This window comes from Pseudomonas sp. PAMC25584 (assembly GCF_058135675.1).
This window is the reverse complement of record NZ_CM176870.1, coordinates 5,838,373-5,854,878: the sequence shown is the minus strand read 5'-3', so window position 1 is coordinate 5,854,878 and position 16,506 is coordinate 5,838,373. Positions and strand designations below refer to the sequence as shown.

General features: G+C 63.6%; 13 protein-coding genes. 6 read left to right on the top strand and 7 right to left on the bottom strand.

What is annotated here, in order from left to right; translation table 11 throughout:
* Window positions 1-141: 141 nt before the first annotated feature.
* From ACS5Q8_RS27445 to gshB, 7 genes are all read right to left on the bottom strand, one after another.
* Window positions 142-1,413, bottom strand: a complete 1,272-nt coding sequence (locus ACS5Q8_RS27445) for a dihydroorotase (protein WP_276195293.1) — start codon at window positions 1,411-1,413, stop codon at window positions 142-144.
* Window positions 1,410-2,414: an aspartate carbamoyltransferase catalytic subunit gene (locus ACS5Q8_RS27440; protein WP_276195292.1), complete on the bottom strand. Its 1,005-nt coding sequence runs from the start codon at window positions 2,412-2,414 to the stop codon at window positions 1,410-1,412. The genes ACS5Q8_RS27445 and ACS5Q8_RS27440 overlap by 4 nt, the downstream gene beginning before the upstream one ends.
* A 24-nt stretch (window positions 2,415-2,438) precedes the next feature.
* Complete coding sequence (gene pyrR / locus ACS5Q8_RS27435; RefSeq protein ID WP_276195291.1) at window positions 2,439-2,945, bottom strand: bifunctional pyr operon transcriptional regulator/uracil phosphoribosyltransferase PyrR; 507 nt, start codon at window positions 2,943-2,945, stop codon at window positions 2,439-2,441.
* Window positions 2,946-3,029: 84 nt separating this feature from the next.
* A complete protein-coding gene (gene ruvX / locus ACS5Q8_RS27430) occupies window positions 3,030-3,467 on the bottom strand; it encodes a Holliday junction resolvase RuvX (RefSeq protein ID WP_426099976.1) in 438 nt (145 codons plus the stop codon).
* Entirely contained in the window at window positions 3,467-4,036 is a 570-nt protein-coding gene (locus ACS5Q8_RS27425; RefSeq protein WP_276195289.1) for a YqgE/AlgH family protein, read from the bottom strand. The genes ruvX and ACS5Q8_RS27425 overlap by 1 nt, the downstream gene beginning before the upstream one ends.
* A gap of 197 nt (window positions 4,037-4,233) precedes the next feature.
* Window positions 4,234-5,139, bottom strand: a complete 906-nt coding sequence (locus ACS5Q8_RS27420; protein ID WP_465159651.1) for an energy transducer TonB — start codon at window positions 5,137-5,139, stop codon at window positions 4,234-4,236.
* 77 nt (window positions 5,140-5,216) lie between these two features.
* Window positions 5,217-6,170: a glutathione synthase gene (gshB, locus tag ACS5Q8_RS27415; protein WP_253399915.1), complete on the bottom strand. Its 954-nt coding sequence runs from the start codon at window positions 6,168-6,170 to the stop codon at window positions 5,217-5,219.
* Between the two features lie 239 nt (window positions 6,171-6,409).
* Here gshB and pilG point away from each other — a divergent pair, with 239 nt between their 5' ends.
* From pilG to ACS5Q8_RS27385, 6 genes are all read left to right on the top strand, one after another.
* On the top strand, window positions 6,410-6,817 hold the full coding sequence (pilG, locus tag ACS5Q8_RS27410) for a twitching motility response regulator PilG (RefSeq protein ID WP_010564379.1): 408 nt from the start codon (window positions 6,410-6,412) through the stop codon (window positions 6,815-6,817).
* 46 nt (window positions 6,818-6,863) lie between these two features.
* Window positions 6,864-7,235, top strand: a complete 372-nt coding sequence (gene pilH, locus ACS5Q8_RS27405; RefSeq protein ID WP_276195288.1) for a twitching motility response regulator PilH — start codon at window positions 6,864-6,866, stop codon at window positions 7,233-7,235.
* Window positions 7,236-7,247: 12 nt separating this feature from the next.
* Window positions 7,248-7,772, top strand: coding sequence for a chemotaxis protein CheW (locus tag ACS5Q8_RS27400; RefSeq protein WP_276195287.1), 525 nt, complete (start codon window positions 7,248-7,250; stop codon window positions 7,770-7,772).
* Window positions 7,769-9,820 (top strand): methyl-accepting chemotaxis protein, encoded by a 2,052-nt coding sequence (locus ACS5Q8_RS27395; protein ID WP_276195286.1) that lies wholly within the window; start codon window positions 7,769-7,771, stop codon window positions 9,818-9,820. The genes ACS5Q8_RS27400 and ACS5Q8_RS27395 overlap by 4 nt, the downstream gene beginning before the upstream one ends.
* Window positions 9,821-9,992: 172 nt before the next feature.
* On the top strand, window positions 9,993-15,821 hold the full coding sequence (locus ACS5Q8_RS27390; RefSeq protein ID WP_443695924.1) for an Hpt domain-containing protein: 5,829 nt from the start codon (window positions 9,993-9,995) through the stop codon (window positions 15,819-15,821).
* Window positions 15,814-16,269, top strand: coding sequence for a chemotaxis protein CheW (locus tag ACS5Q8_RS27385; protein ID WP_276195284.1), 456 nt, complete (start codon window positions 15,814-15,816; stop codon window positions 16,267-16,269). The genes ACS5Q8_RS27390 and ACS5Q8_RS27385 overlap by 8 nt, the downstream gene beginning before the upstream one ends.
* Window positions 16,270-16,506 lie beyond the last annotated feature (237 nt).

Genomic DNA, 16,506 nt, shown 5'->3' with positions numbered 1-16,506 from the left:
AGACAGGCAAATGTGGGTGGGGGCTTGCCCCCGATGGCGGTGGACCAGTCAGCTTATCTATAGCTGACCCACTGCTATCGGGGGCAAGTCGAATCGTCGCACCGCCCCTCCCACATTGACTGTGCTCACTCCCGACTTGTATCAGGCCCGGTAGCTGATGCGTCCGTCTACCAGCGTGTAGCGCACGCTCGCCGGCAGGCTATGCCCGATGAAAGGGCAGTTCTCGCCCTTGGACAGCCAGTGCTCACCGGCAATCGTCGAGCTGGCTGGATCGAACAGCACCAGATCCGCGGCGGCGCCCACAGTCAACTTGCCCGCCGGTAGGCGCAAGGCTTCGGCAGGGCCGGCGCTCAGGCGTGCCAGCAGCGTTGGCAGGTCCAACAAGCCATCCTCCACCAGCGTCATCGCCAGCGGCAGCAACAGCTCGACGCTGCTGATACCCGGCTCGGTCGCACCAAACGGTGCCAGTTTGGCATCGCGCTCGTGGGGTTGATGATGGCTGGAAATCGCCGACACCACGCCGGACTTCACCGCTGCACGCAAGCCGTCGCGGTCGGCACGGGTACGCAGCGGAGGTTGTACGTGATACAGGCTGGAGAAGTCGATCAGTGCCTCGTCCGTCAGGATCAACTGATACAACGCCACGTCTGCCGTCACCGGCAAACCTCGGGCCTGGGCCTGGGCGATCAGGGCCACACCGCGGGCGCTGGTCAGTTGGCTGAAGTGCGCACGCACGCCGCTTTGTTCCACCAGCAGCAGGTCGCGGGCGAGGGCCACGGTTTCAGCGGTCTCCGGAATGCCCGGCAGGCCGAGGAAGCTGGCCACGGCGCCTTCATGGGCCAGGCCGCCTTCGGCCAGGTCGTGGTCCTGGGAGTGGAAGATCACCGTCAGGTCGAAGGTGGCCGCGTACTCCAGGGCACGGCACAGCGTGCGGGTGCTGCGGAAGCTCTCCAGGCCGTTGCCGAAGGCCACGCAACCGGCATCGCGCAGCGCGATCAGTTCGGCCAGTTGTTCGCCTTCCAGGCCTTTGCTCAGGGCGCCGATCGGGAACACTTTGCAATTGCCGGCTTCGCGGGCGCGGTCGAGGATCAGCTCGGTCACCGCCGAGGTGTCCAGCACCGGCTTGGTGTGCGGTGGGCAGCACAGGCTGGTGACGCCACCGGCGGCGGCGGCGCGGGTTTCGCTGTTGATGTTGCCTTTGCGGCTGTAACCCGGCTCGCGCAGGGCGACGTTCAGATCGACCAGGCCAGGCGCGGCCACCAGGCCCTTGGCGTCGATGGTTTCACTGGCGTTGAAAGCGCTGGGCGCGGCGCCGATGGCGATGATCTTGCCGGCTTCCAGATGAAGATCGGTGACTTGATCCAGGCCACTGGCCGGATCGATGACGCGGGCGCCGAGAATGCTGAGCTTCACTGGGCCTTCTCCTGCTCGAATTGACGTTGCGCGGTTTGCCCGCTCATGGCCATGGACAGCACCGCCATGCGCACGGCGATGCCGTAGGTCACCTGGTTGAGAATCACCGACTGGTTGCCGTCGGCCACTGCCGACTCAATCTCCACCCCTCGGTTGATCGGCCCCGGGTGCATCACGATGGCCTCCGGCTTGGCCCCGGCCAGGCGCGTGGTGGTCAGGCCGAACAGGCGGTAGAACTCGCCTTCGCTCGGCAGCAGGCCACCGGACATGCGTTCGCGTTGCAGGCGCAGCATGATGACCACGTCCACATCCTTGAGGCCTTCGGTCATGTCGGTGTAGACCTTCACGCCGTACTGCTCGATGCCGACGGGCAGCAGGGTTTTTGGCGCGATCACGCGGATATCCGGGCAGCCCAGGGTTTTCAGGGCCAGCATGTTCGAGCGCGCGACCCGCGAGTGCAGGATATCGCCGACGATGGCCACCGAGAGGTTTTCAAAGCTGCCCTTGTGCCGACGGATGGTGAGCATGTCGAGCATGCCCTGGGTCGGGTGGGCGTGACGGCCGTCGCCGCCGTTGATGATCGCTACCTGCGGGCACACGTGCTCGGCGATGAAGTGCGCGGCGCCGGAGTCGCCGTGGCGGACCACGAACATGTCCGCCGCCATGGCTTCGAGGTTGCGCAGGGTGTCGAGCAGGGTCTCGCCCTTGCTCGCCGACGAGGTGGACACGTTCAGCGTGATCACGTCAGCCGACAGGCGCTGGGCCGCCAGTTCGAAGGTGGTGCGGGTGCGCGTGGAGTTCTCGAAGAACACGTTGCAGATGGTTTTGCCGCGCAGCAGCGGGACTTTCTTAACCGCGCGGCCACCGACTTCGAGGAACGAGTCGGCGGTGTCGAGGATTTCGGTGAGCAGTTCACGGGGCAAGCCGTCGAGGGACAAGAAGTGTTGCAGTTGGCCCTGAGCATTGAGCTGCAGCGGGCGCTTGGCATCTAGAGGCGTCATCGCGGGGACTCTTTACAAGGCGGTTTAAAGGGCAAGGTCTTGCAGTTCGAGTACGAGCGGCGTGGGACCGGACAATTTTACCCGCTGCTGGGCTGAAAGCGACACGGTGGCGCCGACCACATCCGGGCTGATCGGCAGTTCGCCGGCGTCCAGGTCCAGCAGGCAGACCAGGGTCACACTGGCGGGGCGGCCATAGTCGAACAACTCGTTCAGTGCGGCGCGGATGGTGCGGCCGCTCATCAGTACGTCGTCGATCAGCACCAGGTGCTGGCCTTCGATCTCGAACGGCAGGGCCGACGGGCGTACTTGCGGGTGCAGGCCGTTCTGGCTGAAGTCGTCGCGGTAGAAAGACACATCCAGCGTACCCAACGGCGAATCGCTGCCCAACTCCTGCAGCAGCGCCTGGGCCACCCACACGCCGCCGGTGCGAATGCCGATGAAGCGCGGCTCGCTGATGGCACGGTGTTTCAGGTGGGCCTTGAGGCGAATCGCCATCTGGCTGATCAGTTCGGCGGGGTTTGGCAGGCTCATGGTCGCTCCTTCAAGGCCTTGCGCGACAGGGGTTGCCTGCAAGGTCCGGGCTCAAACGTAAAAAGACGCGGCAAGCCGCGTCAGTCAGGATTCAAATAACGCGGTGTTTTCATCCAGCCAACCCTGCAACAGCAAGGCGGCGGCGATGGCGTCTACCGGGTTGTCGCGGTAGCTGCCTTTCTGCCCGCCACGGTCGCGGCGCTCACCCTTGGCCTCGAAGGTCGTCAGGCGCTCATCGTGGGTATAAAAGGGCAGGTTGTAGCGGCCATTGAGGCGGCGCGCGAACTTCTCGGCGCGCAGGCACATCTCGCTGGGGGTGCCGTCCATGTTCAAGGGCAGGCCGACCACCACCGCGTCGGGCTTCCACTCCTTGATCAGGGCTTCGACCTGATTCCAGTCCGGTATGCCGTTCTGGGCTTTGAGGGTACACAGCTCGCGGGCCTGGCCGGTGATGACCTGGCCGACTGCCACGCCGATCTGTTTGGTGCCGTAGTCAAAACCGAGGATCAGACGCAAGGCCATCAGGCGTGCCCCGCCTGGCTGGTCAGTAGGCTGAGGTTGACCCGTAGCTTGGCCGCCGCCGCGTCCAGGCGCAGTTCGCAGGCGGTGTTGAACAGAATGTCGGCATCGTAGGGGCAGGTCAGCCAGGCGTTACTGGCCAGTTCGGCCTCCAACTGCCCGGCTTCCCAACCGGCGTAGCCGAGGGCGATCACGCTCTGCTCGGGGCCGACGCCGTCGGCGATGGCGAACAACACATCCTGGGACGTGGACAGCGACACGCCGTCGAGGTCCACCGTGGCCTGGAACTTCGGCCCGGTTGGGTGCAGTACAAAACCGCGATCGGTCTGCACCGGCCCGCCGGTATAGATCGGCACGCCCTGACAGCGGGCCGGCGGGTCGATCTCCGGGCGCAGTTGCTCAAGGATATCGGCCAGGTTCAGCTCCTGCGGGCGGTTCACCACCAACCCCATGGCACCATTGGCCGTGTGCTCGACGATGTAGGTCAAGGTCTGCGCAAAGTTCGGGTCGGCCATATGGGGCATGGCGATCAGGAATTGGTGCTTGAGGTAGGTCGGGCTGACATTTTTCATGTCCGCTAGTGTGGCGTTGGAGGGGCGAACTGACAAGCTGGGAGTGATCCGAATACAGCGCCGTCGGCTTTTCTGTAGGAGCGAGCTTGCTCGCGAAAAACTTGAAAGCGACGCGGTTCTGCCTGGAGCGCTTCGTTATCGTTGAGGTTTTTCGCGAGCAAGCTCGCTCCTACAGTGATTGGTGTTGATTGGGGTTATCAATTGCTGGACAGGCGATCGCCCTTGGCAAACCGCCAGGTGCGGATGATTTCCAGGCGGTCCACGTCATTCAAGTCGCCGGTAAACGGGGCGAAGGGCGCGGCCAGGCGCACGATGCGCTGGGCGGCCTGGTCCAGCAACGGCTGGCCGGACGATTCCAGCACCTGCACTTCATATAACGTGCCGTCGCGGTTGATCGACACCAACAGGCGCAAATTGCCGTAAATCTGTTGGCGGCGGGCCTCGTCCGGGTAGTTGAGGTTGCCGATGCGTTCGACCTTCTTGCGCCACTCGTCCTTATACCAGGCGCCTTTGTCACGCATGGTGGACGCGGCGTTCAGGCGGTAGATGCGCGGGCGCTTGGCGTAGAGCTGTTGCTCATTGGCCAGTTCGGCTTCAAGGCTGGAAATCTGGTCGGAGAGCTGCGAACTGTCGAAGGTCGGCGCCGGCTTGACGGGCTCGGGTTGCGGTTCGGTCTTGGATTTTTCGCGCTGGGTCGGGGCTTTTTGCGGTTTCGGCGCGACGGTGGTCACCACGGGCTTGGGCGCGGTCTGCTTGACTTCGGGCTTGGCGGCCGGCGGCGGGGTGACTTTATTGACCTTGTTGTCCTGGAACGGCGCCACTTCAGTGGTCTTGGGCACGGCTTTCTTGTCCAGCGTGCCGCTGCCCTGCTGATTGTCCTGAGCGAGAAAATCGGCCTTCTCGGGCTTCTTTTCGCTCTTGAACGTGGCGATGGTGATTTCCAGGGTCTTGGTGATTTGCTTGGGTTCGACCATGGTGAAACCCACGCCGAGAATCAGCACCAGGTGAATCAACGCCGCGAGAAACAGGGTAAATCCGAGCCGATCAGCCGGGCGCACGCCGCTGGGGGAGGGTTCGAAGGGCAGATCGGACGGGAGCGTCATGACAAGAAAACCAACATCGCGCGTTTCACAGGTGGCGCATGATAACGCAATGTTGGTGGCTGTCCGGCTGTTCTATGTCACTTGGCTTGTAGCTTGCGTTCAATCGCGGCCATCAGCATTTCGCCGATGTTCGTGCCAAATGCATTGTCGATCTCGCGAATACAGGTCGGGCTGGTGACGTTGATTTCGGTGAGGTGTTCACCAATTACGTCGAGGCCTACAAACAGCAAACCTTTTTCCCGCAGCGTCGGGCCAACTTGGGAGGCAATCCAGCGGTCCTTGTCCGACAAAGGCCGGGCTTCGCCACGACCGCCGGCCGCCAGGTTGCCACGGGTCTCGCCGGCTGCCGGGATGCGCGCCAGGCAATAATCCACTGGTTCGCCGTCGATCATCAGGATGCGCTTGTCGCCGTCCTTGATCGCCGGCAGATAAGCCTGGCCCATGATCTGCTGGGTGCCCAGGGCGGTCAGGGTTTCCAGGATCACCGACAGGTTCGGGTCGCCGGCGCGGTGGCGGAAGATCGAGGTGCCGCCCATGCCGTCCAGCGGCTTGAGGATCACATCGCCGTGTTTGGCGGCGAACTCACGCAGCACATCGGCGCGGCGGCTGACCACGGTCGGTGGCGTGCAGTGCGGGAAGAGCGTGGCGAACAGCTTTTCATTGCAGTCGCGCAGGCTCTGCGGCTTGTTGACGATCAGCACGCCAGCGCGCTCGGCCTGCTCGAGCAGGTAGGTGGAGTAGACGAATTCCATGTCGAACGGCGGGTCCTTGCGCATCAGGATCACGTCCAGGTCGCTCAGGGGGCTGTCGATTTCGTCTTGCAGCTCGAACCACTTTTCAGGGTTGGCAAACACCTCAAGCGGACGCATCCGCGCACGCGCCTGGCCGTCGCCCTGGTAAAGGTCGCGCTGTTCCATATAGAACAGGCTCCAGCCGCGGGCCTGGGCGGCCAGGAGCATGGCCAGCGAGCTGTCCTTTTTATAGGAAATGCTGGCGATAGGGTCCATGACAATGCCGACGCGAACGCTCATGGGGGATTTCCTCTAGCAAATTAGGGCGCATAAAAGTGGCGTCAGAGTGGCGCTGCGGCTGTTGTGGGTCAAGGAAAAACCACCTAGCGGGTCGCTCGATAGATTGCTCCACGAGACTGTGCTAAAAAGACTGCCACGGTGCAGCAGCCCCTGAATTCCAAGGCTTCTGGCGCTCATTCTGGGCGGCATCAGGCAGTACACACCGAAAACCGATTCGCTGTGGCGATGGTAGAGCAGATATGGAACAGCATTCCAACGCCTTGAGAGTGATGGTGATCGACGATTCGAAAACGATCCGCCGCACCGCCGAGACCCTGTTGAAGAACGTGGGGTGCGATGTCATCACGGCCATCGATGGTTTCGATGCCCTGGCCCGGATTGTGGATCATCACCCGCACATTATCTTTGTCGACATCATGATGCCGCGCCTGGATGGCTATCAGACTTGCGCCCTGGTGAAGAACAACCCGGCGTTCAAGTCGATCCCGGTGATCATGCTGTCCTCCAAGGACGGCCTGTTCGACAAGGCCAAGGGGCGCATCGTCGGGGTCGATCAGTTTTTGACCAAGCCTTTCAGCAAGGAAGAACTGCTGGGTGCGATCAAGGCCTACGTGCCGGGTTTCGCCGCAGTAGAACAAGCACACTGACGCAACCTCACAAGGGCGTGCGTCTACCAATGTAGTGGGGAAAACCATGGCACGTGTTCTGATCGTCGACGATTCGCCGACCGAAATGTACAAACTGAGCGGCATGCTGGAAAAGCACGGCCATCAGGTCCTCAAGGCCGAAAATGGCGCCGACGGCGTAGCACTTGCGTCCCAGGAGAAGCCCGATGCGGTGTTGATGGATATCGTCATGCCGGGCCTCAACGGCTTCCAGGCCACGCGCCAGTTGAGCAAGCACAACGATCCGAGCATCAACTCGATACCGATCATCATCATTACCACCAAAGATCAGGAAACCGACAAGATCTGGGGCGAGCGCCAGGGCGCCAGGGATTACCTGACAAAGCCTGTGGACGAAGAAACCCTGATCGCCACCCTGAACAAGGTGTTGGCCGGCTGACGGCACGCCATCATGACCGAGTCACAGACCGCCTTCGAGCTGCTGCTGGACATCGACCGCCGCTGTCGCCTGCTGGCCGCCGACCTGCCATCCCAGGAAACCCGCCTGCAAGGCTGGAGCGGGATCGGCTTTCGTGTGGGCGAACAGTGGTTTGTCGCGCCCATGGGCGAAGTCGCCGAAGTGCTGCATGAGCCGCGCTGCACTTTAATGCCCGGGGTCAAGACCTGGATCAGAGGAGTCGCTAACCTGCGTGGGCGCCTGCTGCCGGTGATGGATCTCGGCGGTTTCCTCGGCCATGCGCTGTCCAAGACAGGTAAGCAACGGCGGGTATTGGTCGTGGACTACCAAGACATATTTATCGGGCTGCTGGTGGACGAGGTGGTGGGTATGCAGCATTTCGCACAAGACGCGTTGTTGCCCAGCACCACCCCCTGCGCGTCCTTTATCCGCGGCCAGTTCGACGCTGATCAGCGCTGGCAGGTCTTCAGCCCCTTCGCTCTGGCCCAGGCCCCTGGCTTCATGGATGTTGCCGCATGACCACTGCTACTACGCCCAAACCCCAGGCGGTCTCGCGCAGCCGCTCGCAGATCATCGTGCTGTTTATTGCGCTGATCGTATTCATCATGTTGCTGTTCGCCAACTTCGCGTACCTCAACACCCAGTCCACCTACGACAAGCAGTACATCGGCCACGCCGGTGAGTTGCGGGTGCTGTCCCAGCGTATCGCCAAGAACGCCACCGAAGCGGCCGCCGGCAAGGCCGCCGCGTTCAAATTGCTGGCGGAGGCGCGCAATGACTTTGCCCAGCGCTGGGGTTACCTGAAAAAGGGCGACCCGGACACCGGCCTGCCCGCCGCGCCCAGTGCGGTGCGTGCAGAGATGCGGGCGGTGCAGACCGATTGGGAAGCGCTGCTGAAAAATACCGACGCGATCCTCGCCAGCGAACAGACCGTGCTGTCGTTGCATCAAGTCGCCGCGACCCTGGCCGAAACCGTGCCGCAACTGCAAATGGAATCGGAAAAGGTCGTAGATATCCTGCTGCAACGCGGCGCCCCGGCCAGCCAGGTGGCCCTGGCCCAGCGTCAGTCGCTTCTGGCCGAGCGTATCCTGGGGGCGGTCAACACCGTACTGGCCGGTGACGAAACCGCCGTGCAGGCCGCCGATGCCTTTGGTCGCGATGCCAACCGCTTCGGCCAGGTGCTCACCGGCATGCTCCAGGGCAACCCCGGGCTGCGCATCACCCAGGTCGAGGACCACGATGCGCGGGCGCGCCTGGCGGAAATCGCCGAGCTGTTCGAGTTTGTCTCAGGCTCTGTGGACGAGATCCTCGAAACCTCGCCGCAACTGTTCCAGGTCCGGGCGTCAGCGAACAATATTTTCAACCTCTCGCAAACCCTGCTCGATGAAGCCTCGCACCTGGCCACCGGCTTTGAAAACCTGGCCAGCGGGCGCAGTTTCGACACGATCGGCGGCTATGTGCTGGGCTTGCTGGCGCTGGCCTCGATCATCCTGATCGGCCTGGTGATGGTCCGCGCCACCAACCAGCAGCTGCGGGAAACCGCCGAGAAGAACGAGCGCAACCAGAACGCGATCATGCGCCTGCTGGATGAAATCGAGGACCTCGCCGACGGCGACCTCACCGTCACCGCCTCGGTGACCGAAGACTTCACCGGCACCATCGCCGACTCCATCAACTATTCCGTGGACCAACTGCGCGACCTCGTCGCCACCATCAACCTCACCGCCGGTCAGGTTGCCGGCGCGGTGCAGGACACCCAGGCCACCGCCATGCACCTGGCGCAGGCCTCGGAACACCAGGCCCAGCAGATCGCCGAGGCCTCCACCGCGATCGAACAGATGGCCCAGTCCATCGACCAGGTGTCGGCGAACGCCGCTGAGTCCTCAGCGGTGGCCGAGCGCTCGGTGGAAATCGCCAACAAGGGCAATGAAGTGGTGCACAACACCATCCACGGCATGGACAACATTCGCGAACAGATCCAGGACACCGCCAAGCGCATCAAGCGCCTGGGCGAGTCGTCCCAGGAGATCGGTGACATCGTCAGCCTGATCGATGACATCGCCGACCAAACCAACATCCTCGCGCTCAACGCCGCGATCCAGGCGAGCATGGCCGGGGATGCCGGACGCGGCTTTGCGGTGGTGGCCGATGAAGTGCAACGCCTGGCCGAGCGCTCGTCGGCGGCCACGCGGCAGATTGAAACCCTGGTGCGGGCGATCCAGGCCGACACCAACGAAGCGGTCATCTCCATGGAACAGACCACCACCGAAGTGGTGCGGGGTGCGCGGCTGGCCCAGGACGCCGGGGTGGCGCTGGAAGAGATCGAAGGCGTGTCGAAAACCCTGGCGGCGCTGATCCAGAGTATTTCCAACGCGGCGCAGCAACAGACGTCGTCGGCGGGGCAGATCTCGCTGACCATGAACGTGATCCAGCAAATCACCACCCAGACGTCGTCGGGCTCGACCGCCACCGCCGAGAGCATCGGCAACCTGGCAAAAATGGCCAGCCAGTTGCGCCGCTCGGTGTCGGGGTTCACCTTGCCGGCGCCCAAGCAGGCTGATGATTGAAATGTAATCCAAATGTGGGAGGGGCGGTGCGACGATTCGACTTGCTCCCGATGACGGTGTATCAGTCACCTGATTCATTGACTGAGCCACTGCCATCGGGAGCAAGTCGAATCGTCGCACCGCCCCTCCCACATTGGATACCAGCAACTCATGAATTCAAAGCGGAGCAGTTATGGTTGATCGGCACGACTACGTGGCCCTTGAATGGGTCAAGGGCGACATTGCCGAAACCCTGAAACAGGCCCGTTCGGCGCTGGACGCGTTTGTCGAAACCACTGACAACGAGACCCTCGGCGACTGCCTGGCGTGCATTCACCAGGCGCATGGCGCGTTGCAAATGGTCGAGTTCTACGGCGCCGCGCTGCTCGCCGAAGAAATCGAAGCCCTGGCCCTGGCCCTGCAGGCCGGGCGCGTCAGCCAGCGCGATGAAAGCATCCGTCTGCTGCAACAGGCCCTCGGGCAATTGCCGCTGTACCTGGACCGCATCCACAGTGCCCGCCGCGACTTGCCGCTGGTGGTGTTGCCACTGCTCAACGACCTGCGCAGTGCGCGCGGCGAAAGCCTGTTGTCGGAAACCAGCTTGTTCAGCCCGCAATTGCTGTCGATTGCGCCGTTGCCCGAGGAGACGCTGGCGCAACGCGCGCCGTCCGACCTGAGCGATCAGTTGCGCCAGTGGCATCTGCTGCTGCAACAAGCCCTGGCCGGGTTGCTGCGCGAAGATCACGGCCCGAGCAACCTGGAAGACATGGCGCGGGTGTTCGCCCGCCTCGAAGCGCTGTGCCAGGGCGCGCCGCTGTTGCCGCTGTGGCAAGTCACCTCGGCGCTGGTCGAGGGCATGCTGACCGGCGTGATCGCCAACAGTCCGGCGCTGCGCAGCCTGCTCAAGGCCAGTGACAAGCAACTCAAACGCCTGCTCGCCCAGGGCATTGGCGGCATCAACCAGCCGGCGCCGGATCAACTGCTCAAGAGCCTGCTGTTCTATGTCGCCAAAGTCACCCGGCCAACGCCGCGCATGCAAAGCCTGAAAGAACGCTACGGCCTCGATGAAGCCTTGCCCGACAGTGCCGTGGTCGATGCCGAACGTGCGCGCCTGGCCGGGCCGGACCGCAATGCGATGGGCTCGGTGCTCGGCGCGTTGTGTGAAGAGCTGGTGCGGGTCAAGGAACGCCTCGACCTGTTCGTGCGCAGCGACCGTCAACACACCAGCGACCTCGATGCACTGCTGGCGCCGCTGCGGCAAATCGCCGACACCCTCGCGGTGCTGGGCTTTGGGCAGCCGCGCAAAGTCATCATCGACCAGCTTGCCGTGGTGTTGAGCCTGGCCCAGGGCCAGCGTGAACCCAACGATGCGGTGCTGATGGATGTCGCCGGCGCCTTGCTCTACGTCGAAGCGACGTTGGCCGGGATGGTCGGTACGGTCGAGCCGCAAGGCCGTGAAGAAAGCCGCCTGCCCACCACCGACCTGACGCAGATTCATCAGTTGGTGATCCGCGAGTCCTGCCAGTGTCTCAAGCAAGCCAAAGAGCTGGTGATCGACTGCATCGACGCCCAGTGGGAGCGCCAGCGCCTGGAATCCCTGCCGGAACTGTTGAGCCAGGTGCGCGGCGCCCTGGCGATGATTCCACTGCCACGCGCAGCGAGCCTGATGCGCGGTTGCACCGATTACGTCGATGAACAACTGATGATCAACGACGCAGTGCCGTCCGAAGAGCAGTTGGCGCATTTCGCCGACGTGATCAGCGGCCTGGAGTACTACCTGGAGCGCATGCTCCAAGACCCCGACGCTGCTGGCGAACGGGTGCTGGAGTTGGCCACCGAGGGCCTGGCCGCGCTGGGTTACCTGCCTGCCGAAAAGCCCTGGCGCCAGGCGCTGGTGGCGCCGGACGGCGCGTTGTCGACCGAGAGCGCGCCGAGCCAATCCCAGTTCGACGCGCTGGCCAATCCTGCTTCGCGCTTGAATCCGCCCGCCCTGCAACGCCCCGGCAGCTTGCTGCCGCCGCCAGCCGGTGAAGAGCCGATCGACGACGAACTGCGTGAAGTGTTCCTCGAAGAAACCGCCGAGGTCCTCGAGGTACTGCACCACCATCTGCCGAGCGGCGTCGATAAAACCGCCCTCGGCGAAATGCGCCGTGCCTTCCACACCCTCAAAGGCAGTGGCCGCATGGTGCGCGCCCTGGTGCTGGCGGAACTGGCCTGGGCCGTGGAGAACCTGCTCAATCGCGTGTTGGAGTGCAGCGTGGCCGCCGGCCCCGAGGTGCAACGGGTGCTGGATGACGCGGTGGCCCTGCTGCCGGAATTGATCGCCGACTTCGCCGCCGGCGCCCAGCGCCAACGGGACGCGGTCGACGCCCTGGCCGCGCGCGCCCACGCCTTGGCCAGCGGCACCGCCGTGCCGGCTGCCGAACCGCATGACCCGATGCTGCTGGAGATCTTCCGCAACGAAGCCCAGAGCCACCTCGACAGCCTCAACCACTTCCTGCGCCAAGCCGCCGAGCATGTGCCGCTGCAAGTCAGCGATGAGCTGCAACGCGCCTTGCACACCCTCAAAGGCAGCGCCTATATGGCCGGCGTGCTGCCGATCGCCGAACTGGCGCGCCCGCTCGATCACCTGACCCGCGAGTACAAGGCCCACCGCCTGCCGCTGGACCTAGATGAAGTAGAACTGCTGCTGGAGGCCGAGGGTCTGTTCCAACGTGGCTTGCGCCAGTTGAACGGCGACCCGCTGGTGCCGATCAAAGGTGCCGCCGACCTGATCGACCGCACTCAAAGCCTGCTCGATCATCAGTTTCAAGCCCAGCTCGACGCGCCGAGCACCGGCCTGCGGATCAAGCGTGATCCGCACCTGATCACCAACTTCCTGGCCCAGGGCATGGACATTCTGCTCGACGCCGAAAGCCTGCTGCGCCGCTGGCAACAACACCCCGGCGAACGCCAGGAACTGACCGCGCTGCTGGATGAATTGACCACCTTGGGGCAGGGCGCGCACCTTGCCGACCTGCACGCCATCGACGAACTCTGCGAAGCCTTGCTTGATCTGTACGGCGCCGTGGAAGAAAGCAGCCTGGCGGTCAGCGAGCGGTTTTTCGAGGAGGCCGAACAGGCCCACGAAGCGCTGATCAACATGCTCGACCAACTGGCTGCCGGCCAGGAAATCAGCCCGGCCCCGGCGCGCATGCAAGCCTTGCGCGAGCTGCTGGATGGCGCCCTCGACCCGTCCGCCACCGGCCTGATCAAAAGCGACGGCAGCCGTGCGCTGAGCATCTCCGAATTGGGCGCCGCGACGGCCCGGCTGGATCGGCACGCGGCGGTGGATGATGAGATCGTCGAGATCTTCCTCGAAGAAGCCGTGGATATCCTCGACAGCGCCGGGCAGTCGCTCAAACGCTGGCTGCTGGAACCCGAGGGCGTGGCGCCGTTAACCTCGTTGCAGCGCGACATGCACACCCTCAAGGGCGGCGCGCGCATGGCCGAGATCGGGCCCGTTGGCGACCTGGCCTACGAACTGGAAGGCCTTTACGAAGGCCTGGCGGACCGCCGCTACAGCTATTCCAATGAACTGTCCCAGGTGCTGATGGCCAGTCATGAGCACTTGGCGTTGCAGTTGGACCAACTGCAACAGCATCAGCCACTGAGCGACTCCAGCGCGTTGATTGCCAGCGTCCGGGCATTGCGCCACAGCGGGCCGCCCGCAGCGCCGGCCGCTGCTGCGCAGAGCTTGGGCATCGACCCGGAATTGCTGGATATCTTCCTCGAAGAAGCCGCCGACATTCTCGACAGCTCGGGGGCGGCGTTGCTGCGCTGGCAGGCTGAGCCCAACAACCGCCAGGAAGTCGAAACCCTGTTGCGCGACCTGCACACCCTCAAGGGCGGTGCGCGCATGGTCGAGATCGGCCCGATCGGCGATCTGGCCCATGAGCTGGAGTTTCTCTACGAAGGTTTGTCCTCCGGTTTGCTCGTGGCGTCCCCCGAGTTGTTCGCCTTGCTGCAAGGCTGTCACGACCGCCTGGCGCAGATGATCGACGCGGTGGCGGCGGGCTTGCCGGTGGGCTCGGTGGACAAACTCATCGAGCGCATCAAAAGCCTGGTCCACCCGAGCAAAGAGCCGGTGGTGCAGGTGGTGCCGGTGGCATTAGTGACGGGCAAGGCCGAAACAGCCGGCGACCCGACGGCCGACATGGTGAAAATCTCCGCCGACCTGCTGGACGATCTGGTTAACCTGGCCGGCGAAACCTCGATCTTCCGTGGCCGGATCGAACAGCAGGTCAACGACGCGCAGGTTGCCCTCAATGAGATGGAAACCACCCTCGAGCGCATGCGCGACCAACTGCGCCGGCTCGACACCGAAACCCAGGGCCGCCTCTTCAGCCGTCAGCAGGCCGAAGCCGAGCGCCTGGACTACGAAGAATTCGACCCGCTGGAAATGGACCGCCATTCACAGTTGCAGCAGTTGTCCCGCGCGCTGTTCGAGTCCGCCTCCGACGTGCTCGACCTCAAGGAAACCCTTGAGCGCCGCAACCAGGATGCGCACGACCTGTTGCAGCAGCAGGCGCGCATCAACACCGACTTGCAGGAAGGCCTGATGCGCACGCGCATGGTGCCCTTTGAACGCATGCTGCCGCGCCTCAAGCGCATCGTGCGCCAGGTCGCGCAGGAATTGGGTAAGGACGTGGAATTCGTGGTCGGCAACGCCGAGGGCGAGATGGACCGCAACGTGCTGGAACGCATGGTCGCGCCGCTGGAACATATGCTGCGCAACGCCGTCGATCACGGCCTGGAATCCCGCGAGGCGCGGCTGCTGGCCGGCAAGCCTGAGAAGGGCCGTATCACCCTGGACCTGACCCACGAAGGCGGCGATATCGTCTTCGATCTGCACGACGACGGCGCCGGCGTGCCCCTCGATGCGGTGCGGCGCAAGGCAATCAAGCGCGGCTTGCTCGCCCCTGATCAAGAGATCAGCGACCGTGACGTGTTGCAGTTCATCCTGCAGCCGGGGTTCTCCACGGCGGAAAAGATCACCCAGATTTCCGGGCGCGGCGTGGGCATGGACGTGGTGCATGAAGAAGTGCGCCAGCTCGGCGGCTCGATGTCGATCGATTCGACGCCGGGGGCGGGCGTGCATTTTCGTATTCGCTTGCCGTTCACCGTCTCGGTCAACCGCGCGCTGATGGTGCAGTGCGCGGACGATCAATACGCGATCCCGCTCAATACCATCGAAGGGCTGGTGCGCGTGCTGCCCCATGAGCTGGAAGGGCACTATCAACTCGACCCGCCGCGGTATGAATACGCCGGCCAGCGGTATGAGCTGTTTTACCTCGGCGACCTGCTGCACACCGTCGCCCGCCCGAAACTGCTGGGCCTGTACCAACCGTTGCCGGTGCTGCTGGTGCAGTACAACGAACGGCACGTGGCGGTGCAGGTGGACAGCATGGCGGGCACCCGGGAGATCGTGGTCAAGGGCTTGGGGCCGCAGTTTGCCGGGGTGAAGGGGCTCTCTGGGGCGACCATTCTCGGTGACGGCCGGGTGGTCTTGATCATCGATCTGCTCGCCCACATCCGCGCCCGGCAACCGGCGTTGCCGGCGCAGGTGGTGGACGTCCCACTGCTGCTCAACGTCCCGCTGAAAAAGCGCCCGCTGCTGGTGCTGGTGGTGGACGACTCGGTCACCGTGCGCAAAGTCACCAGCCGCCTGCTGGAACGCAACGGCATGAACGTGCTCACCGCCAAGGACGGCATCGATGCCATGGCCGTGCTGGAAGAACACACCCCGGACCTGATGCTGCTGGACATCGAAATGCCGCGCATGGACGGTTTCGAAGTGGCCATCCAGGTGCGCAACGACCCACGGCTGATGCGCCTGCCGATCATCATGATCACCTCTCGCACCGGCCAGAAACACCGCGACCGCGCCATGGCCATCGGCGTCAACGACTACCTCGGCAAGCCGTATCAGGAGTCGGTGCTGCTGGAAAGCATCGCTTATTGGAGCCAGTCCCATGCTTGACCACCGCACCAGCCAACTCACCGGCCTGCTCCTGCCCCTGGCCGACCGCCACCTGGTGCTGCCCAACGTTGCCATCGCTGAACTGATCGACTTCCAGCGCGGCGAACCGGCCAGCGATGCACCGCCCTGGTATCTGCGGCAAGTGACCTGGCGGGACCGGCAATTGCCGCTGATCAGCTTCGAAGCGGCCTGCGGCGAAGCCAGCATGACCGGCGAGCGCTCGCGCATCGTCGTGCTGAACGCCCTGGGCGGGCGGCCGTCATTGAAGTTCATTGCGATGGTGATCCAGGGGATTCCACGCTCGTACAAGCTCGATAGCCAGTTGAGCTATGTGGATGTGCCGCTGTGCGCGTTGGAGCTGGCGGCGGTGCAAGTGGGGGAACATGTGGCGAAGGTGCCGGATTTGATGGGGCTCGAAGCGCTGCTGGTCGAGGCTGGGCTGGCCTGAACATACGCCTTGCAATGATCCCAATGTGGGAGGGGGCTTGCCCCCGATAGCGGTGTGAAGTCTCAGTATCTGTAACTGAGCCACTGCCATCGGGGGCAAGCCTCTGTCGGAATGGGATGTTGTTTATGTAGGCAAGTTCTTTACTTGGATTGGGCAGGTTTTCTGGCCTGAGTGGGATGCTAATTTCAGCGCCCCTCACTGCCAACAAGGACCGGCACATGGCCGTACCGGTGCAAC